The organism is Tumidithrix helvetica PCC 7403 (genome assembly GCF_965232925.1).
In the GTDB taxonomy this organism is placed as follows: domain Bacteria; phylum Cyanobacteriota; class Cyanobacteriia; order Pseudanabaenales; family Pseudanabaenaceae; genus Tumidithrix; species Tumidithrix helvetica.
Genome location: NZ_CBDDRA010000020.1, coordinates 60,106 through 74,259, shown reverse-complemented (window position 1 = coordinate 74,259; position 14,154 = coordinate 60,106). Strand labels below are relative to the sequence as shown.

13 protein-coding genes and 4 pseudogenes are annotated in these 14,154 nt (G+C 46.2%); 13 read left to right on the top strand and 4 right to left on the bottom strand.

Translation table 11 applies throughout. The annotated features are described in order from the left end of the window. Window positions 1–5: 5 nt before the first annotated feature. A pseudogene (locus ACP2WE_RS18020) lies at window positions 6–558 on the top strand (circadian clock KaiB family protein); the annotation flags it as partial. A gap of 1 nt (window position 559) precedes the next feature. After that, window positions 560–1,029 (top strand): ATP-binding protein (locus ACP2WE_RS18015; protein ID WP_425216931.1); only part of this gene is annotated, 470 nt, incomplete at its 5' end. Between the two features lie 102 nt (window positions 1,030–1,131). Here ACP2WE_RS18015 and ACP2WE_RS18010 read toward each other — a convergent pair. Beyond that, on the bottom strand, window positions 1,132–1,455 hold the full coding sequence (locus ACP2WE_RS18010; RefSeq protein WP_425216930.1) for a carbon dioxide-concentrating mechanism protein CcmK: 324 nt from the start codon (window positions 1,453–1,455) through the stop codon (window positions 1,132–1,134). A gap of 174 nt (window positions 1,456–1,629) precedes the next feature. Here ACP2WE_RS18010 and secG point away from each other — a divergent pair. From secG to ACP2WE_RS17960, 10 genes and pseudogenes are all read left to right on the top strand, one after another. Continuing rightward, window positions 1,630–1,848: pseudogene (gene secG, locus ACP2WE_RS18005) on the top strand (preprotein translocase subunit SecG); the annotation flags it as partial. Between the two features lie 328 nt (window positions 1,849–2,176). After that, window positions 2,177–3,715, top strand: a complete 1,539-nt coding sequence (locus ACP2WE_RS18000) for an SGNH/GDSL hydrolase family protein (RefSeq protein WP_425216929.1) — start codon at window positions 2,177–2,179, stop codon at window positions 3,713–3,715. 219 nt (window positions 3,716–3,934) lie between these two features. After that, window positions 3,935–6,001, top strand: a complete 2,067-nt coding sequence (locus ACP2WE_RS17995) for an elongation factor G (protein ID WP_425216928.1) — start codon at window positions 3,935–3,937, stop codon at window positions 5,999–6,001. Between the two features lie 436 nt (window positions 6,002–6,437). Beyond that, window positions 6,438–7,307, top strand: a complete 870-nt coding sequence (locus ACP2WE_RS17990) for an NPCBM/NEW2 domain-containing protein (RefSeq protein ID WP_425216927.1) — start codon at window positions 6,438–6,440, stop codon at window positions 7,305–7,307. A gap of 137 nt (window positions 7,308–7,444) precedes the next feature. Continuing rightward, window positions 7,445–7,522 (top strand): annotated as a pseudogene (locus tag ACP2WE_RS17985) (toxin-antitoxin system HicB family antitoxin); the annotation flags it as partial. A gap of 120 nt (window positions 7,523–7,642) precedes the next feature. Further along, the gene (locus ACP2WE_RS17980) at window positions 7,643–7,927 is read left to right on the top strand and encodes a hypothetical protein (RefSeq protein WP_425216926.1); all 285 of its coding nucleotides are present in this window, start codon (window positions 7,643–7,645) and stop codon (window positions 7,925–7,927) included. Window positions 7,928–7,996: 69 nt separating this feature from the next. Beyond that, entirely contained in the window at window positions 7,997–8,377 is a 381-nt protein-coding gene (locus ACP2WE_RS17975) for a PIN domain-containing protein (protein WP_425216925.1), read from the top strand. An 18-nt stretch (window positions 8,378–8,395) separates the two neighbouring features. Next, on the top strand, window positions 8,396–8,551 hold the full coding sequence (locus tag ACP2WE_RS17970; RefSeq protein WP_425216970.1) for a hypothetical protein: 156 nt from the start codon (window positions 8,396–8,398) through the stop codon (window positions 8,549–8,551). Next, a pseudogene (locus ACP2WE_RS17965) lies at window positions 8,496–8,833 on the top strand (DUF5713 family protein). Before ACP2WE_RS17970 ends, ACP2WE_RS17965 begins: the two are co-directional and overlap by 56 nt. A 555-nt stretch (window positions 8,834–9,388) precedes the next feature. Next, complete coding sequence (locus ACP2WE_RS17960) at window positions 9,389–9,520, top strand: hypothetical protein (protein ID WP_425216924.1); 132 nt, start codon at window positions 9,389–9,391, stop codon at window positions 9,518–9,520. A 66-nt stretch (window positions 9,521–9,586) separates the two neighbouring features. On the opposite strand, the gene ACP2WE_RS17955 is transcribed toward ACP2WE_RS17960, so the two are convergent. Next, the gene (locus ACP2WE_RS17955; RefSeq protein WP_425216968.1) at window positions 9,587–10,948 is read right to left on the bottom strand and encodes an NAD(P)/FAD-dependent oxidoreductase; all 1,362 of its coding nucleotides are present in this window, start codon (window positions 10,946–10,948) and stop codon (window positions 9,587–9,589) included. Window positions 10,949–11,198: 250 nt separating this feature from the next. Here ACP2WE_RS17955 and ACP2WE_RS17950 point away from each other — a divergent pair, with 250 nt between their 5' ends. Then, on the top strand, window positions 11,199–11,828 hold the full coding sequence (locus ACP2WE_RS17950; RefSeq protein ID WP_425216923.1) for a Crp/Fnr family transcriptional regulator: 630 nt from the start codon (window positions 11,199–11,201) through the stop codon (window positions 11,826–11,828). Between the two features lie 167 nt (window positions 11,829–11,995). On the opposite strand, the gene ACP2WE_RS17945 is transcribed toward ACP2WE_RS17950, so the two are convergent. Then, window positions 11,996–12,550 carry a 50S ribosomal protein L25/general stress protein Ctc gene (locus ACP2WE_RS17945; RefSeq protein WP_425216922.1) on the bottom strand — a complete coding sequence of 185 codons (555 nt, stop codon included), beginning with the start codon at window positions 12,548–12,550 and terminating at the stop codon, window positions 11,996–11,998. Window positions 12,551–12,638: 88 nt separating this feature from the next. Next, the gene (locus ACP2WE_RS17940) at window positions 12,639–13,964 is read right to left on the bottom strand and encodes an adenylosuccinate synthase (RefSeq protein ID WP_425216921.1); all 1,326 of its coding nucleotides are present in this window, start codon (window positions 13,962–13,964) and stop codon (window positions 12,639–12,641) included. Window positions 13,965–14,154 lie beyond the last annotated feature (190 nt).

Sequence of the window (14,154 nt, the reverse complement as noted above, 5' to 3'; positions counted from 1 at the left end):
GGGAGATGGAGCAATTTTTGCAAAGAGATGAAAGCTGCATCTCCGATCTGCAAGTAATTAATGTAACAGGACAGCCTCAACTTGCTGAACTGTTTAAAGTAGTCATGACCCCTGCTCTTGTCAAGATTACGCCACCTCCACGTCAAACCATTGCTGGCAAAAATCTAATTAGCCAGTTAGAAACCTGCTGGCTCACTTGGCAGACACAAGCACAAAACCTCGATCTGTCAAGTCAAACCAAGGATCTAAGTAATAGTCTTGCTTACTCAACCGAGGTAATTCGGTTAGCTGATGAAGTATTTCTGCTAGCCCAAGACAAGTCCGATCTAGAGGAACAACTCCGCTTTAAAGATCGGGTGATTGCCATGCTGGCGCACGATCTGCGCAATCCTCTCACTGCCGTATCGCTTGCCTTAGAAACGATTGAAATCAGTGGTGACAAGCTCGATCCCAAGATGACTAAGCATTTATTTAAACATGCACGCAGTCAGATTAAGGTTGCTGATGCCATGATTACCGACATTTTAGAGGCAGGACGCAACTCAAGTTCTGAGTTTCNAGATTCAAAGACAAAAGCTGCGTCTCGAACAGCTCTGCACTAGCGTATCGAATGATTTTTACCTGATCAATAGCCTTGAGGCAAAGCAGCAGACCTTTATCACGGACATTCCCAACGATCTACCGCTTGTCTATGCCGATGAGGAGAAAATTCGCCAAGTTTTAATGAACTTATTGGGAAATGCGATCAAGTACACGCCCTCTGGCGGGAAAATCGAGTTAAATGTGTTGCATCGTACTGCCCAGAAAATCGAAGTTTCGATTGTTGACAATGGTCCTGGCATTCCGACCGAGAAACGCGATCGCGTGTTTGACGATCGCTATCGACTCGAACGAGACGATCAAGCCGATGGGTATGGCATTGGTCTATCCCTGTGTCGCCGCATTATTCGCGCCCATTACGGTCAGATTTGGGTAGATGATGCAGGCATTCAAGGCAGCAGTTTTCATTTCACCTTGCCCGTTTACTAGCGATCGACTGGATTTAAAGAAATTATCTGCGCTCATACCGAGGGGAAACTCGATAGGAGCTATGCGAAATGCTCGCCTAGTTCGCGATCTAGCCCAGCCTTGCTAACCCAATTGCTCCATTGCCTCACGGAAGTGAATCGGGAGAACGCAATCAAGATTTTCATGAGGGCGGGGAATTACGGTAGAAGACAGGAATAAAGATTTGTCCTTGTCGCTCAGTTTTTCGATCTTATGGGCAGCTTCAACGCCTGCGGCTACCGCAATTTTCACCTCTGACACTGGCCCTCGTACAATGATTGTGAGCCGCGCACCACTGACTTTCTCGTAGCCAACCAACGTGACGTTAGCAGCTTTTACCATGACATCAGCTACAGATAGTGCAGGAGGATGCCCCAACACTTCAACCATACCAACGGCGACTCCCATGAATGCTCTCCAAAAATTATTTTGTCAGTGACTACCCAGTCAACCATCATAAATCTGAAAGGGGCTGAAATGTTATTGTTTAGCCTTGATTTATATGTTCGTACATTCAAAGCAATGGGCTAAGCTATATGATAAACGTTTGCGTATTCAATCTCGATTTCACCTCATAAGTTTATGTACACTTCGATCAAGATCGTTTGGGCAGTCATTGCCGCCTCTCTAATTTTTTTAGTCCTGTTGCATAGTCCCAAAGGGGACGGCTTGGGAGGCATTGGTGGTCAAGCGCAACTGTTTTCTAGCACCAAAAGTGCAGAGACTACGCTCAATCGAGTGACATGGGCGTTGACCGTGCTGTTTTTAGCCTTGACCGTAATTTTAAGCGGCGGTTGGATTTCTCCCGCGAGTATTGCCAAGCCAGCAGATGTAGTTACACCTACTAATTCTGGTAACCCCTCCCAATCAAACCCCGTTCCCTCGGCTGCACCTGCTATTCCTGTGCCTCAGACCTTACCTAGTGAAAAGCCCAGCACAGCCCCAAGCGAGAAGTAATCGTAATTTGGCTCAGCCAAGATTTTTTCGTGTTTGCGGCTTGGTGGCAAGTATCTTTGTGCCTGATAGGTGAGTACTTTATAGAAATGCGATCGCAGCGTTGCGATCGCCTCCTTTTTCTAGCAAGATTAATGAAATTAATAGGTTAATGCAATTGCTGTGAGAGGATTTTATGAAGTCGATGACTAGAGCCGATCGCAAATTTACGGCAAAAGCTGCTTCAAGAGACGAAGTCACAAATGCTAACGATTCCAACCCGATCGCATTCACTCACCAAAATCCTGCGATCGCCCAATATTTTTACACGCTAATTCCGATTGAGACGAGAATTTCTTCATCGCCAGTGCCTGCCTTGGCGAAAATGCAAAACACTGTAACAGATAAGGCGATCGTACCTAGCTTTCCTGTAACTACAAGTTCATCACGCCAATTCAACGACTTAGATAGCTTTCAAGACAGTGCCTTTGTTCGGAACTCTATCGCCAACTTTTCTCCATCAGTGCCTGCCTTGGTACAGAAGTCAATTTTGCCAACAGGTGCGGTGTTTAGCGCTTCTACTCCTATCCGTTCAGACTCACCCTTTAGCAAACTCTATGTCTTTGGAGACAGTCTTTCCGATCAGGGCAATATTTTTAACATAACTAGTTTTGCCCAAAAACTGGGCGCTAATATTCCGATAGTCCCCAGCGATCCTTATTTTGCAGGGCGCTTTAGCAATGGTCCCAACTGGATTGATTATTTGTCAGTAGGGCTGGGTCTGCCGCTCCAAGTATCCAGCAAAATCAGCTTTCTTTCGCCCACATCGTCCATTCTTTCTCCTATTGCTCTTACCTCTAGCGGGTTGGGAGTCAGTCCCTTCTTTCATGGAGCCACGGTTTCTCAGGGCGTTAATTTTGCGTTTGGGGATGCTCAAACTGGCTATACTAGCGGGCCAGTCGGCACGATTGCAGGGTTAATTCCTGGTGTGCTTCAGCAGGTGTCGTGGTTTATCAAAGACCACATTAGTGTTGGCAAAGCTGCTGATTCTAAGGCGTTATACGTGATTCTAGCTGGAGGCAATGATTATCTTGACAGCAGTAATGTCTTAACGCCGCTGCAATCTGTAACCAATCTCACGACAGCGATCGCATCGCTCTATAGTTTAGGCGCCCGCAATTTTCTCATCCCTAACCTACCAGACCTAGGAAAAACTCCCCATGCCTTGGCGGCTGGAGCAGCGGAAGAATCTAGGCTCACAAATTTAACCTTGGCGCACGATCGCTTGCTTGGGGCAGCCGTTTGGGCTTTAGCAGGGGCTTTACCTGACAGTCATTTCATTCCCTTGGATTTCTATAGCAAGTTCAACAATGTGATTGCCAATCCATCTCGGTATGGATTTACCAATGTCACAGATCCTTTCTTAGATCCCAATGCTATGGTTCTCGGCGACCCCAATGCTGTCATTTCGAGCCAAAACCCCAATCAGTACCTCTTTTGGGATGACGTCCATCCGACGACTGCTGGTCACTTTATCTTGGGAGTCGATGCTTTAGTAACTATCGCTCAAAGCCTCGCGCCTAAGGTTGAGAGTTTTGCCGCTCCCGATCGCATTTCCCTTTCCTTAGGAAGCCAATCAGCCCTAGAGCGCATCATGCAGTTGCCAGACAACTTTATTCCTACTTTCGATCCGCTATCCCTTGTCAAGGCGACAGCTCCTGCCCTGCCTCTGTAAACTTTCATCTGTAAAGTAATTTAAAGAAATATCAAAGATACTTTGCAAATAACTGGGCAAATGTTTTGAGTCGTTACAAAATCGAGATGTAGTGCGCAATACTTTCTAAGATCGTTTCTATAGAAGTCTGAAGTTAGGGAATGAGAAAACCTATGCAGGATGGTTTCTCATTCCCTAAAAAGACGATTTCAACGCAGATTTACAAAAGGCAGATGCGTTATGAACGATCGACAAGTTTTAGATACCCGCAATATTGCTCTGGTCGGGCCTTATCTAAGTGGCAAAACGACCCTTCTCGAAAGCTTTCTATCAGTTACGGGTGCAATTACGCGTAAAGGCAAGGTAACGGACAAAAATACGGTTGGAGACAGTTCGGCAGAAGCGCGCGATCGCGCCATGAGTGTGGAGGTGAATGTTGCGAGTACGGAATATCAGGGCATTCGGTTTAATTTTATCGATTGTCCTGGCTCGGTGGAATTTCTCCAAGAAACCTACAACGCGCTTATGGGCGTGGATACGGCGATCGTCGTCTGCGAACCTTCCAGCGATCGCGTCAATACCCTGTCTCCCCTACTCAAATTTCTAGACGATTGGGAAATTCCCCACATTATTTTTGTCAACAAAATGGATCGGGCTTGCTCTGGCGATGCCTGTCATGCCCCTACCTTTCTGACGCTTTTACAAGCGCTCAAAGCCGTCTCGAAACGCCCCCTCGTACCGCAGCAATATCCGATTAGCTTGGGTTCGGATCTGACTGGCTTTGTCGATCTGGTCACCGAAGAAGCCTATCAATATCGCGCCAATGCTGCACCCAATCGCATTGCTTTGCCCCAAGAACTGGCAGAGCAAGAAAAAGCAGAACGGGAAAAGATGCTGGAAGCACTGGCGAATTTTGACGATCGCCTTTTAGAAGAACTCCTTGAAGAAATCAATCCACCCCAAGAGGAGGTGATCGAAGATATTCAGAAGGAATTGAGTGCCGATCAAATTGTGCCTGTCTTTTTTGGAATTGCCGACCAAGATTATGGTGTGCGTCCCCTGCTCAAAGCCTTGCTGGTCGAAGCGCCACAACCCGACGTAACGATCGCCCATCGCCAACAACTTGCTAACTATGCCAAAGAAGGTTATGCCAAAGAGGGGGTGGAAACTTCTATCGCTCAAGTTCTCAAAACCTATTACACGCCGCAAGGTGGAAAGCTTTCGCTCGTGCGTCTGTGGCTAGGTAAACTCACTGATGGCATTGTGCTGAATGGCATTCGGATCGGTGGTCTATATCGCCTGATGGGCGGACAGCAGCAGCCCGTATCTGAAGTTTACGCAGGGGATATTGTGGCGATCGCGCGGATGGAAGGCATCAAAACGGGAGATACACTAACTTCTGTGCCGAATGCGATCGATCCGCTGCCGATTGCGATCGCTTCACCCCCTGTGTTTGCTTGGGCGATCGCGCCTGAAAAACGCAGCGATGAAGTCAAGCTCAGTGCCACCCTCAATAAACTTTGCGAAGAAGATCCCGCCCTACGTTGGGAGCAACATCTGGAAACCCACGAGGTCGTGCTGTGGGGACAGGGAGAAATCCACCTACAAGTTGCGATCGATCGGATGCGGCGCAAATACAATCTGGCAATGACCAAGAGCGCTCCTCAAGTTCTTTATAAAGAAACGATTCGCAAAGCTACTTCTTCGCACGGACGATACAAGCATCAATCTGGCGGTCACGGGCAGTTTGGTGATGTCTATCTCAACATTCAACCCCTCGCTCGAGGTGAAGGCTTTCAGTTCTCTGAAACCATTGTGGGTGGCGCAGTCCCGCGCCAATATATTCCAGGGGTGGAGACAGGTGTGCGCGAATATCTGAGCAAAGGTTCGCTAGGCTTCCCGATTGTGGATATTGCCGTAACCCTCACCAATGGTTCCTATCATTCTGTGGATAGTTCCGAACAAGCCTTTAAACAGGCGGCAAGACTGGCGATGCAGGAAGGAATGAAGCAATGCGAACCGACTTTGCTGGAACCGATCGCGTTGGTGGAGATTTCCATTCCCAATGAATATACGTCGAGCGTGTTGCGATTGGTGAGTGGCAGACGCGGACAGATTCTCGGCTATGATGCCAAGGACAGTTGGCAAAATTGGGATACAGTGTCAGCCTATATTCCCGAAGCGGAAATGCAGACGCTAATTTTGGAACTGCGATCGCTAACGATGGGCGTTGGCTTTTTTAACGCTACCTTCGATCGCTTGCAAGAAGTACCCGAAAAGTTAGCCAGTGCGATCGTTGTCTCTTAATGGAAAAGCGATTTCAATTATCAACTCCAAATAGTTCAGCGAAGTCAAACTCTTGCTGAGCTATTTGGAGCTAGATTGGGCTAGGGGCGATAGACAAATAACTTTTTTCCGTGCTGCGACTCAAGTGCTTTAGCCTCATCGTTTGTCAATTGGATTGCTTGTAAATGTTTGCAATTTCCGACATACAAGCAAGAGAAGTAGAGGTGAAATTATGAGAATATTATAATAATTTAGATTTATTAAGTGCGGTGGACAAACTTAAGATTACACGGTAATTTCAGTATTATATCGTAGTTCCATCGCAATTGGGATAGAACTTAATAATTATGCTGCCTAGTCCAAGTGAAATTTTAATACATCGAAAATCCTGAATCCGAATATTATATTTTTTAGTGAAACGTTAATTAGTAAGTTTTAAAGATGCGGAGATTTAAAGTTGACAACTCAAGTACCCACACCATCTAAAGTTCCTATTCCTCGGTTCAATCGGAAGGCGGCATTCTACACAGGACTTTTTCTTGGAAGTGTTCTAGGTGGGATTTTGTCTGCTGGCTGCGGTTTTCTATACCTTCTTGTGTCGCAAGATGCAGTTACCGTTAAAAACGGTCAAATGAGTTTCAATAAACCAGTCAACACAACTACAGTAACGGAAAATATAAATCCATCAATTCAAGGAGATAAAAATGTAGTAGGAAATAAAAACTCTGTAGCAAATAGTGGAGATAATTCGCAGCTTGTAAGCGATCCAAAAGAATCCTTCAATCGGAAAGATAGCCCGTCAATCGTTGGCAACAATAACATCATTATCGTCAATCGTGACTTGCCAGGTTTTGATGAGAAATCATATCTTTCTACACCGCCACCTGATCTCAGCAAGTATTCACAGAGCAGTGATTTTCAACCTGATTCATTAATTCAATCTGCCTCAGACACAGGAAAGATACAGTTTGAGAAGAAAGAGATTGTGATTTTAGGTAAATCTTACACGTCATTCTTCGGCGTTAACTACTATGCAAATGAGAGTCGTTTTGTGTTCAAGTTAGACGGATCTCAGAAGGCTGCTCTTTTACAGTTTGGGTTACCTGATTTACCTGCTGGTAGTACGACTAATGGTCTTTACACTGTGAAAATATCAGCTGATGGAAAGCCTCTTTGGGCTGGTGAGTGTCGTCGTAGCCAAGGGAACCAAATAATTTCCGTACCACTGGATGTAGCGGGGAAGAAAACGTTAACGCTAGAAGTAACAAGTAATGGCAAAAATGAAAGCGGACTTTTCTTTACTGAAGCAAGAATTTTGAAGGGTTAGTAATATGTATTGCTGTCAGCATAATTGGGTCGAGAAGGGTGTTTAGCCTTTCCCTCCCACACCACTCAGAGTGCGTGTCTGCACCGAGTGATAAATATTGAGCCTTCAGAGTTTTTACGTTTGATAGGAAAGTTGCCATGAGTATTATTCAAGTTCAAATTCCTGACTCATTACACAGAAGTCTGTATGACCTCGCAGATCGTGATGGAATTTCTAGGGTTTTCAACAACATTTAGGCGAAATTCTGAGTCAAGTTTCATAAGTAAAATCAAACTCATTCTAGTATTGAGATCGCCAAGAATGTTAGAATCAGAGTGAACATACTCAAAAAATCCATGACGCTAACCCTCGATTTACCGTCAGAAGTTGAACAGTATCTCTTACAGGAAGCTAAGCAGAAAGGGCTTTCAATTGAGTCTGTGACATTGCAGCTTTTAAAAAGTATTATTGGATTAAGGCAAAAACAAACCAAGGCAGTTAATCTGCTTCAGTCTTGGATAGATGATGAAGATGTCGAGGAACAGAAAGAAACAGGTCAATACTTGATCCGTTCGTTGGATGAGGATCGTCTCTCCGATCGTAAATTGTTTCCAGTTGAGATGAAGGGTTTGAGTTGGTGAGTCGAGTCATAATCTTGGATGCTGCACCACTTGGTCTAGTTACTAATCCAAAGTTGTCTACCGAAAGTAATGCTTGTGCCAAGTGGCTCCAAACCCACATCACATTCAGGTAGTCGCATTATAATTCCAGAAATTGCTGACTATGAGGTTCGCCGAGAGTTAATGCGGGCAAACAAGACGAAGGGCATTTCTCGCCTTGATAACTTGGCTGAGTTGATTGAATATTTGCCAATTACAACGGCTGCGATGCGCCAAGCTGCACAATTTTGGGCGCAGGCTCGTCAGCAAGGTCAACCGACGGCAGGTGACAAAACAATTGATGGTGATATGGTTTTGGTGGCTCAAGCCATAACTCTGGGAATCCCTGATATTGTGATTGTGACAACGAATGTGGGGCATCTGTCAAGGTTTATTACAGCCGAGTTATGGCAAAATGTCACTCCCAGTTGATCGCCACCTAACAGTACGATGGAGGCGAAGTGCTATCTTCAAAGCCAGAGTTTGACTTTGGCGGCTCAACTTCACCGTTGGGTCTCAAAAAATATTCTCACAACCGTTCCACAAATCCATGACCATTACGAACCGACAAATACTGAGTCACAAATTCCTTCAGGACATGTATGAAGATGACTATTTTCCTAATAATCTTGTAGATAAAGCCAAGCAAATTTTAATCGTTCTGTGTGAGGCAATTGAGAGAAAAACCCAAAAGACAACGAAAGTCTATTCCATCTCACACATGCAGCAACCAATGAGTTCAACGAACTTGCTGCGGAATTTGAGGAGAACGACAGCGAACTTGAAACAGGTGCTCGTGAGGCAATCGGTGCTGACTTCGAGTTTATTGTTAAGGCTTATGGCTTTGAGGTAGACATCGAAGATGTCATTGCAACTCGTGACTGGTAGTCAAACCCATGCGATCGCGATCACTGGAAACATCGGTAACGATCGCAGGAAACAAGTACCGCGATCGCACAGCCAACCTCTTGAAAAGGCAACAATAAGTCTACTAGCGACGTATCTACAAACGTCTAGCCCGCAAGATAACTCCTGCGGGCTTTTTTTGTGATTCCCCAACCCAGCGATCGCGATCGCACAAAACATCCGTAACGATCGCAGGAAACAAGTACCGCGATCGCACAGCCAATCTCTTGAAAAAGCAACAATAGGTTTACTAGCGACGTATCTACAAACCTCTAGCCCGCAAGATAACTCCTGCGGGCTTTTTTTGTGATTCCCCAACCCAGCCATCGCGATCGCACATGACATCCATAACGATCGCAGGAAACATGCACCCCTTTGCCCTGTTGTGGAGCGAACCAATATAATTCCTTCCACTCCCTCAATTATCTAAAATTATCGATCTGCATTCAAGCGTGCGCCAATGTTTTGGGCAAAACAGTTATCTCCCCATTACAAGAGCTTTAATATAGCGAGATCTCACTATCCTTAAGTTTATGTATGACTCCCGAGCAAACCCAAGAAATTGCTAGATTGAGGGCTTTAAACTTATCTCCAAAACAAACTGCCCGTCAATTAGGGCTTCGTCCCGCCGAGGTCACAGCTTTTATCAAAGCCCAAGCCACAGAATAAGACTGGGATAAATTTCCTCCCAAAACACAGCAACTTGGGTTAATCGCTCAATGCTAATAGCTATAACTAGCTGGGTTTAATTCCCTCCATTTCCTCCATCACCTGAAGGTATTGACCTGTAATCAAGCGTGCGCCGCTATTTCGGGTGAAATAGTTATATCCCCATTGCAAGAGCACGATCAATTGGTTATCAAACTCCACAAGATAGAGAATGTGCAGGAATGTCCAGGTCAACCATGCGATGATGCCAGTAAATTGGATAAATCCTAAATCTACCACCGCAGCATTGCGACCGATCACCGCTAAACTGCCGCGATCGCGGTAGCGAAACTTAGGTGCAGGTTTTCCTTTGACCCGCGATTCGATCAAACGGGCGACAAACTCACCTTGCTGCATGGCAACAGGTGCGACACCAGGTAAGGGCTTATCGCCTTGGTGGGCGTAGTTTGCCAGATCCCCAATCACAAAGATATTGGGATATCCCGCGATCGCCATATCTGCCTCTACGGTAACGCGACCGACTCGATCTAACGTTGCCCCCGTGCGATCGGCAAGGGTTTTGCCCATCGCTGAGGCTTTGACACCCGCTGCCCAGAGAATCGTTTTGGCTTCGACATGCTCGACGCGATCCCCACAACGGTAGGTCACCACATGATTTTCAATATTTGTCACCAGCGCGCGGGTTTTCACCTCTACACCTAGCTGAGTCAGCGACTTTTCGGCAGCAGCAGATAACTCAGGCGGGTAGGGTGGGAGAATGCGATCGAAGCCTTCAAGCAAAAGAATTTTAGCTTCAGTGGTATCAATGCCTGTGAACTCGTTCTTTAAGGTATGGTTTGCCAGATCTGCCATCGCTCCCGCCAGTTCTACACCTGTGGGACCGCCACCAATCACCACAAAGGTCAGTAATGCCTTCCGCTTTTCGGGATCGGTCTCTTTTTCGGCAATTTCAAATGCCCCCAGAATGCGGCGGCGCATATTGATCGCATCTTCTACGGTTTTGAGTCCTGGAGCCAAATCTGCCCATTGTTCGTTACCAAAATAGTGATGGCTTACACCCGTTGCCACAATTAAAGAGTCGTAACTCAACTCTTCTTGGCTGGTGAGAACGACTTTTTTGGCTTGGGGATCGATATCTGCCACCTCAGCCATCAAAACCGTTGTGTTTTTTTTGTTCGCCAAAACCGCCCGTAGCGGCGACGCAATATCGGCTGGCGAGAGCGTACCCGTTGCGACTTGATAGAGGAGCGGTTGAAACAAATGGAAGTTACGCTTATCGATCAGGGTGACTTTAATCGGTAGTTTTGCTAGCTCTTTGGCGGCATAGAGTCCCCCAAAACCGCCACCCACGACGATCGTATGATGTTTGCGATCTGCTGAGGCGTCTTGGATCGCTGCTTTTGTGCTTTCTTTCTGGATTGTGAGCATCATTTACCTGCTAAATACGAGTCTTGTAAGCACGAATTCTTTGCTACCGTTTGTAACTGAGACCAATGCCTGTGAAAAATTACAAACAGATATTACAAATTATGATCAATTTCTTTGAAAACATTGGTATTCAGGGAAACTTTTTTTGACTTGGTGCTGTTTGGGATCGAAAGCTTTACCTACTCAATAGCTGCTCTTAACCTCGTCTTAAGTCAAGGCTACTAGTATGGTGATGTGTACTACGATACCTATGACCTACCTTTTAAACTCCGAAGCAGCTTTCCGATTTGACTGGCGGCGATCGCTAGAAGAAATCTACCGAGGCAGAAATTTATCTTTCTTTGAGAGCAGCCAATCGATTCCCATGCATAGCCATGAGGTCTGGGTTGTCTGTCGGGGAGTGGTTCAACTGAGTACATTGCATCCCAGTGGGGATGAGGTTTTAGTGGGTCTAGCTTTTCAGTCGATGCCTTTTGGTTTGCCCCTCACGATGCTGGAGCCTTACCAAGCGATCGCACTGTCTGATGTCGATTTAATGCGCTTCACCATGGCTGAAATTGAGGAATCACCCGAACTCTCCCTCAGTATTTTTCGTCACCTTAATCGTCGCTTGCAACAAGCTGAGGCAATGCTAGCTTTAGTTAGCAACAAACGGGTGGAAGATCGATTGCGAGAAATCTTGCTATTTCTAAAAAAAGAAGTTGGGCAACCCACCGATGGCGGTATGAGGCTCAGCATTCGATTAACCCATCAACATCTTGCCAATGCAATTAGTAGCACGCGCGTCACCGTAACTAGAGCTTTAGGGCAACTACAGGCAGACGGCTGGTTATGGATCGATCGCGATCGCCACATCGTCATTGCGGAAGAGGCAGTCTAGCGATCCGCTGGAAAAATTTCACTATAGAGAAGACGGCTACCAATCTTAAGATTAGTAGCCGTCTTTTTATTACTTATATTCCCGAAACTTTGTAGGTAATCAAATCTACCCAAAAGCTAAACTCGGTTCTCCTCCTGTTAGGAGAGGGGTTAGGGGAGAGGTAATTTCTATTTCTTGAGAATGGTCACAACCAAAGGTGTGGTGTCGGTAATGGGCACAACGCCTTCTGGGAAAACGAGGTCGCTAATGTGAATCCCTTCGCCCACATTGAGGTTTGTGATGTCTACTTCGATGGTTTCAGGTACGCTATTGGGGGGGCAAGAAACGCGAACGGCTTTCATGGTCACGTCCACAGAGCCACCGCCGACTTTTACGCCCACGGGAACTCCCACAAAGTGTAGGGGGATTTCTACTTCTACACTGGTTTGAGCAGCGATCGAAAAGAAGCTAAGGTGATAGACCTCATTTTTGTAAGGGTGGTGCTGTACTTCTCTTAATAGCGTGTTGCCCTTAAAGTCACCATCCGAGATGTTGAGTTCAACTAAGGTGTTATTAATTACTGCGGTACGCAGCAAGGTAAAAACGTCTTTAGCATCTAGGGAAATGGCTGTAGATTCAGAGCCTTTATGACCGTAGACGGTTCCAGGGATTTTGCCAGAACGGCGCAGGGCACGAGGGGTATCTTTTTCAGAACGGGTTTGGGATTCGATTGTAAGTTGCATATCTGTAGTCAGTTATCGGTTATCAGTTAACGTTTATCAGTTGTCAGTTTCTTTTTTACTGTTGGCTGAATTTTTAGAGATTTGTCTTTTAGAGGCTTGTCTCCAAACTTAGCAGCCCGCGTTTGGGCCCATGAATGGGGTCTTCAACGATAATCGTCTGTCCTCGACTTGCACCAAGGGAAACGATCGCGATCGGAATCTCCATTAATTCTGCTAAAAACTTCAGGTAAGCTCTTGCCTCTGTGGGTAATTCGGCAAGGGTCTTACAGTCATTGGTTGGTTTGCGCCAGCCAGGGAGCGTTTCGTAGATGGGTAAAGCACGGGCAAAAGCACGAGAGTTACTAGGGAAATCGCGTACGACTTGACCGTCAAGCTCGTAGGCAATACATACTTTGATTTCGTCTAGTTCGTCTAGTACATCCATCTTGGTGATTGCCAAACAGTCCAAACCATTGATTCTGACTGCATAGCGCCCAATTACGCCATCAAACCAGCCGCAACGTCGTTGCCGACCGGTCGTCGTGCCAAACTCTGCGCCGCGATCGCAGAGCAAAGCCCCAGTCTCATCATTCAACTCAGTTGGGAAAGGTCCCTCACCCACTCTGGTTGTGTAAGCTTTTGCTACGCCAATGATGCGATCGATCATCGTAGGCCCGACCCCAGCCCCGATGCAAGCACCCCCCGCTACAGGATTAGAGGATGTGACATAGGGATAGGTTCCGTGATCTAGGTCTAAAAGCGTACCCTGTGCGCCCTCAAACAAAATATTGAGACGTTTTTTGATCGCATCATCAATTTTAAGCGAAGCGTCCACCACATGGGGGCGTAATAGCTCGGCATATCCTTGATATTGCTCGATCACTTCTTTGGGATCGAGTGGTGGCAGGTCATACAGCCTGTCCAGAATAATATTTTTTTGCTCTACTGCCCAGCGCAGTCGTTTTGGCAAAACTTCGGGATCCATCAGATCGAGCACGCGGATACCAATGCGATCGGCTTTGTCTGCATAGGTTGGGCCAATGCCTCGCCCCGTTGTGCCGATCTTATGCTCTGCTCGCTGCTTTTCGGATGCTTGATCGATGAGGCGATGGTAGGGCATCGTCACATGAGCAGTTTCAGCAATAAACAGGTTGTCTGTCGTCACCCCAAGCTGCTTAAGCTGTGCCAGCTCCTCTAAAAGGATCTTGGGATCGATTACCGTACCACTGGCAATGATGCAGTCGGTCTGTGGGTATAAAATCCCAGATGGGATCAGATGCAATTTAAAGGTTTGGTCGTTAACAACTACGGTATGCCCGGCATTAATACCACCTTGATAGCGCACTACAACGTTTGCAGAACGACTCAGCAAGTCTGTGATTTTGCCCTTACCTTCGTCGCCCCACTGCGCCCCAATAACAATTACGTTAGCCAAGAGTTTAAATTAAGTTCTTAATAAAGAAAGATCTCACAAATATCTAGTATTGCCAGATAAGGGATCTCTTGTCAATCACGATTTTATGCATTCTTATACCAATTTCTCTTAAATTTGCAACAGATCGAATTTGGGGTTCCGCGCCGAGCGCGGTCTTTTCAAAAAGATGCGTTGCATCATTTTTTGAAAA

Bases quoted from the DNA above. Each gene is read 5' to 3' on its own strand.
- ACP2WE_RS17955 (WP_425216968.1), bottom strand. From the start codon at position 10,948: ATGCTCACAATCCAGAAAGAAAGCACAAAAGCAGCGATCCAAGACGCC.
- ACP2WE_RS17945 (WP_425216922.1), bottom strand. From the start codon at position 12,550: ATGCAACTTACAATCGAATCCCAAACCCGTTCTGAAAAAGATACCCCT.
- ACP2WE_RS18010 (WP_425216930.1), bottom strand. From the start codon at position 1,455: ATGGGAGTCGCCGTTGGTATGGTTGAAGTGTTGGGGCATCCTCCTGCA.
- ACP2WE_RS17995 (WP_425216928.1), top strand. From the start codon at position 3,935: ATGAACGATCGACAAGTTTTAGATACCCGCAATATTGCTCTGGTCGGG.
- ACP2WE_RS17950 (WP_425216923.1), top strand. From the start codon at position 11,199: ATGACCTACCTTTTAAACTCCGAAGCAGCTTTCCGATTTGACTGGCGG.
- ACP2WE_RS17970 (WP_425216970.1), top strand. From the start codon at position 8,396: ATGGAGGCGAAGTGCTATCTTCAAAGCCAGAGTTTGACTTTGGCGGCT.
- ACP2WE_RS17960 (WP_425216924.1), top strand. From the start codon at position 9,389: ATGACTCCCGAGCAAACCCAAGAAATTGCTAGATTGAGGGCTTTAAAC.
- ACP2WE_RS17975 (WP_425216925.1), top strand. From the start codon at position 7,997: ATGCTTGTGCCAAGTGGCTCCAAACCCACATCACATTCAGGTAGTCGC.
- ACP2WE_RS17980 (WP_425216926.1), top strand. From the start codon at position 7,643: ATGACGCTAACCCTCGATTTACCGTCAGAAGTTGAACAGTATCTCTTA.
- ACP2WE_RS18000 (WP_425216929.1), top strand. From the start codon at position 2,177: ATGAAGTCGATGACTAGAGCCGATCGCAAATTTACGGCAAAAGCTGCT.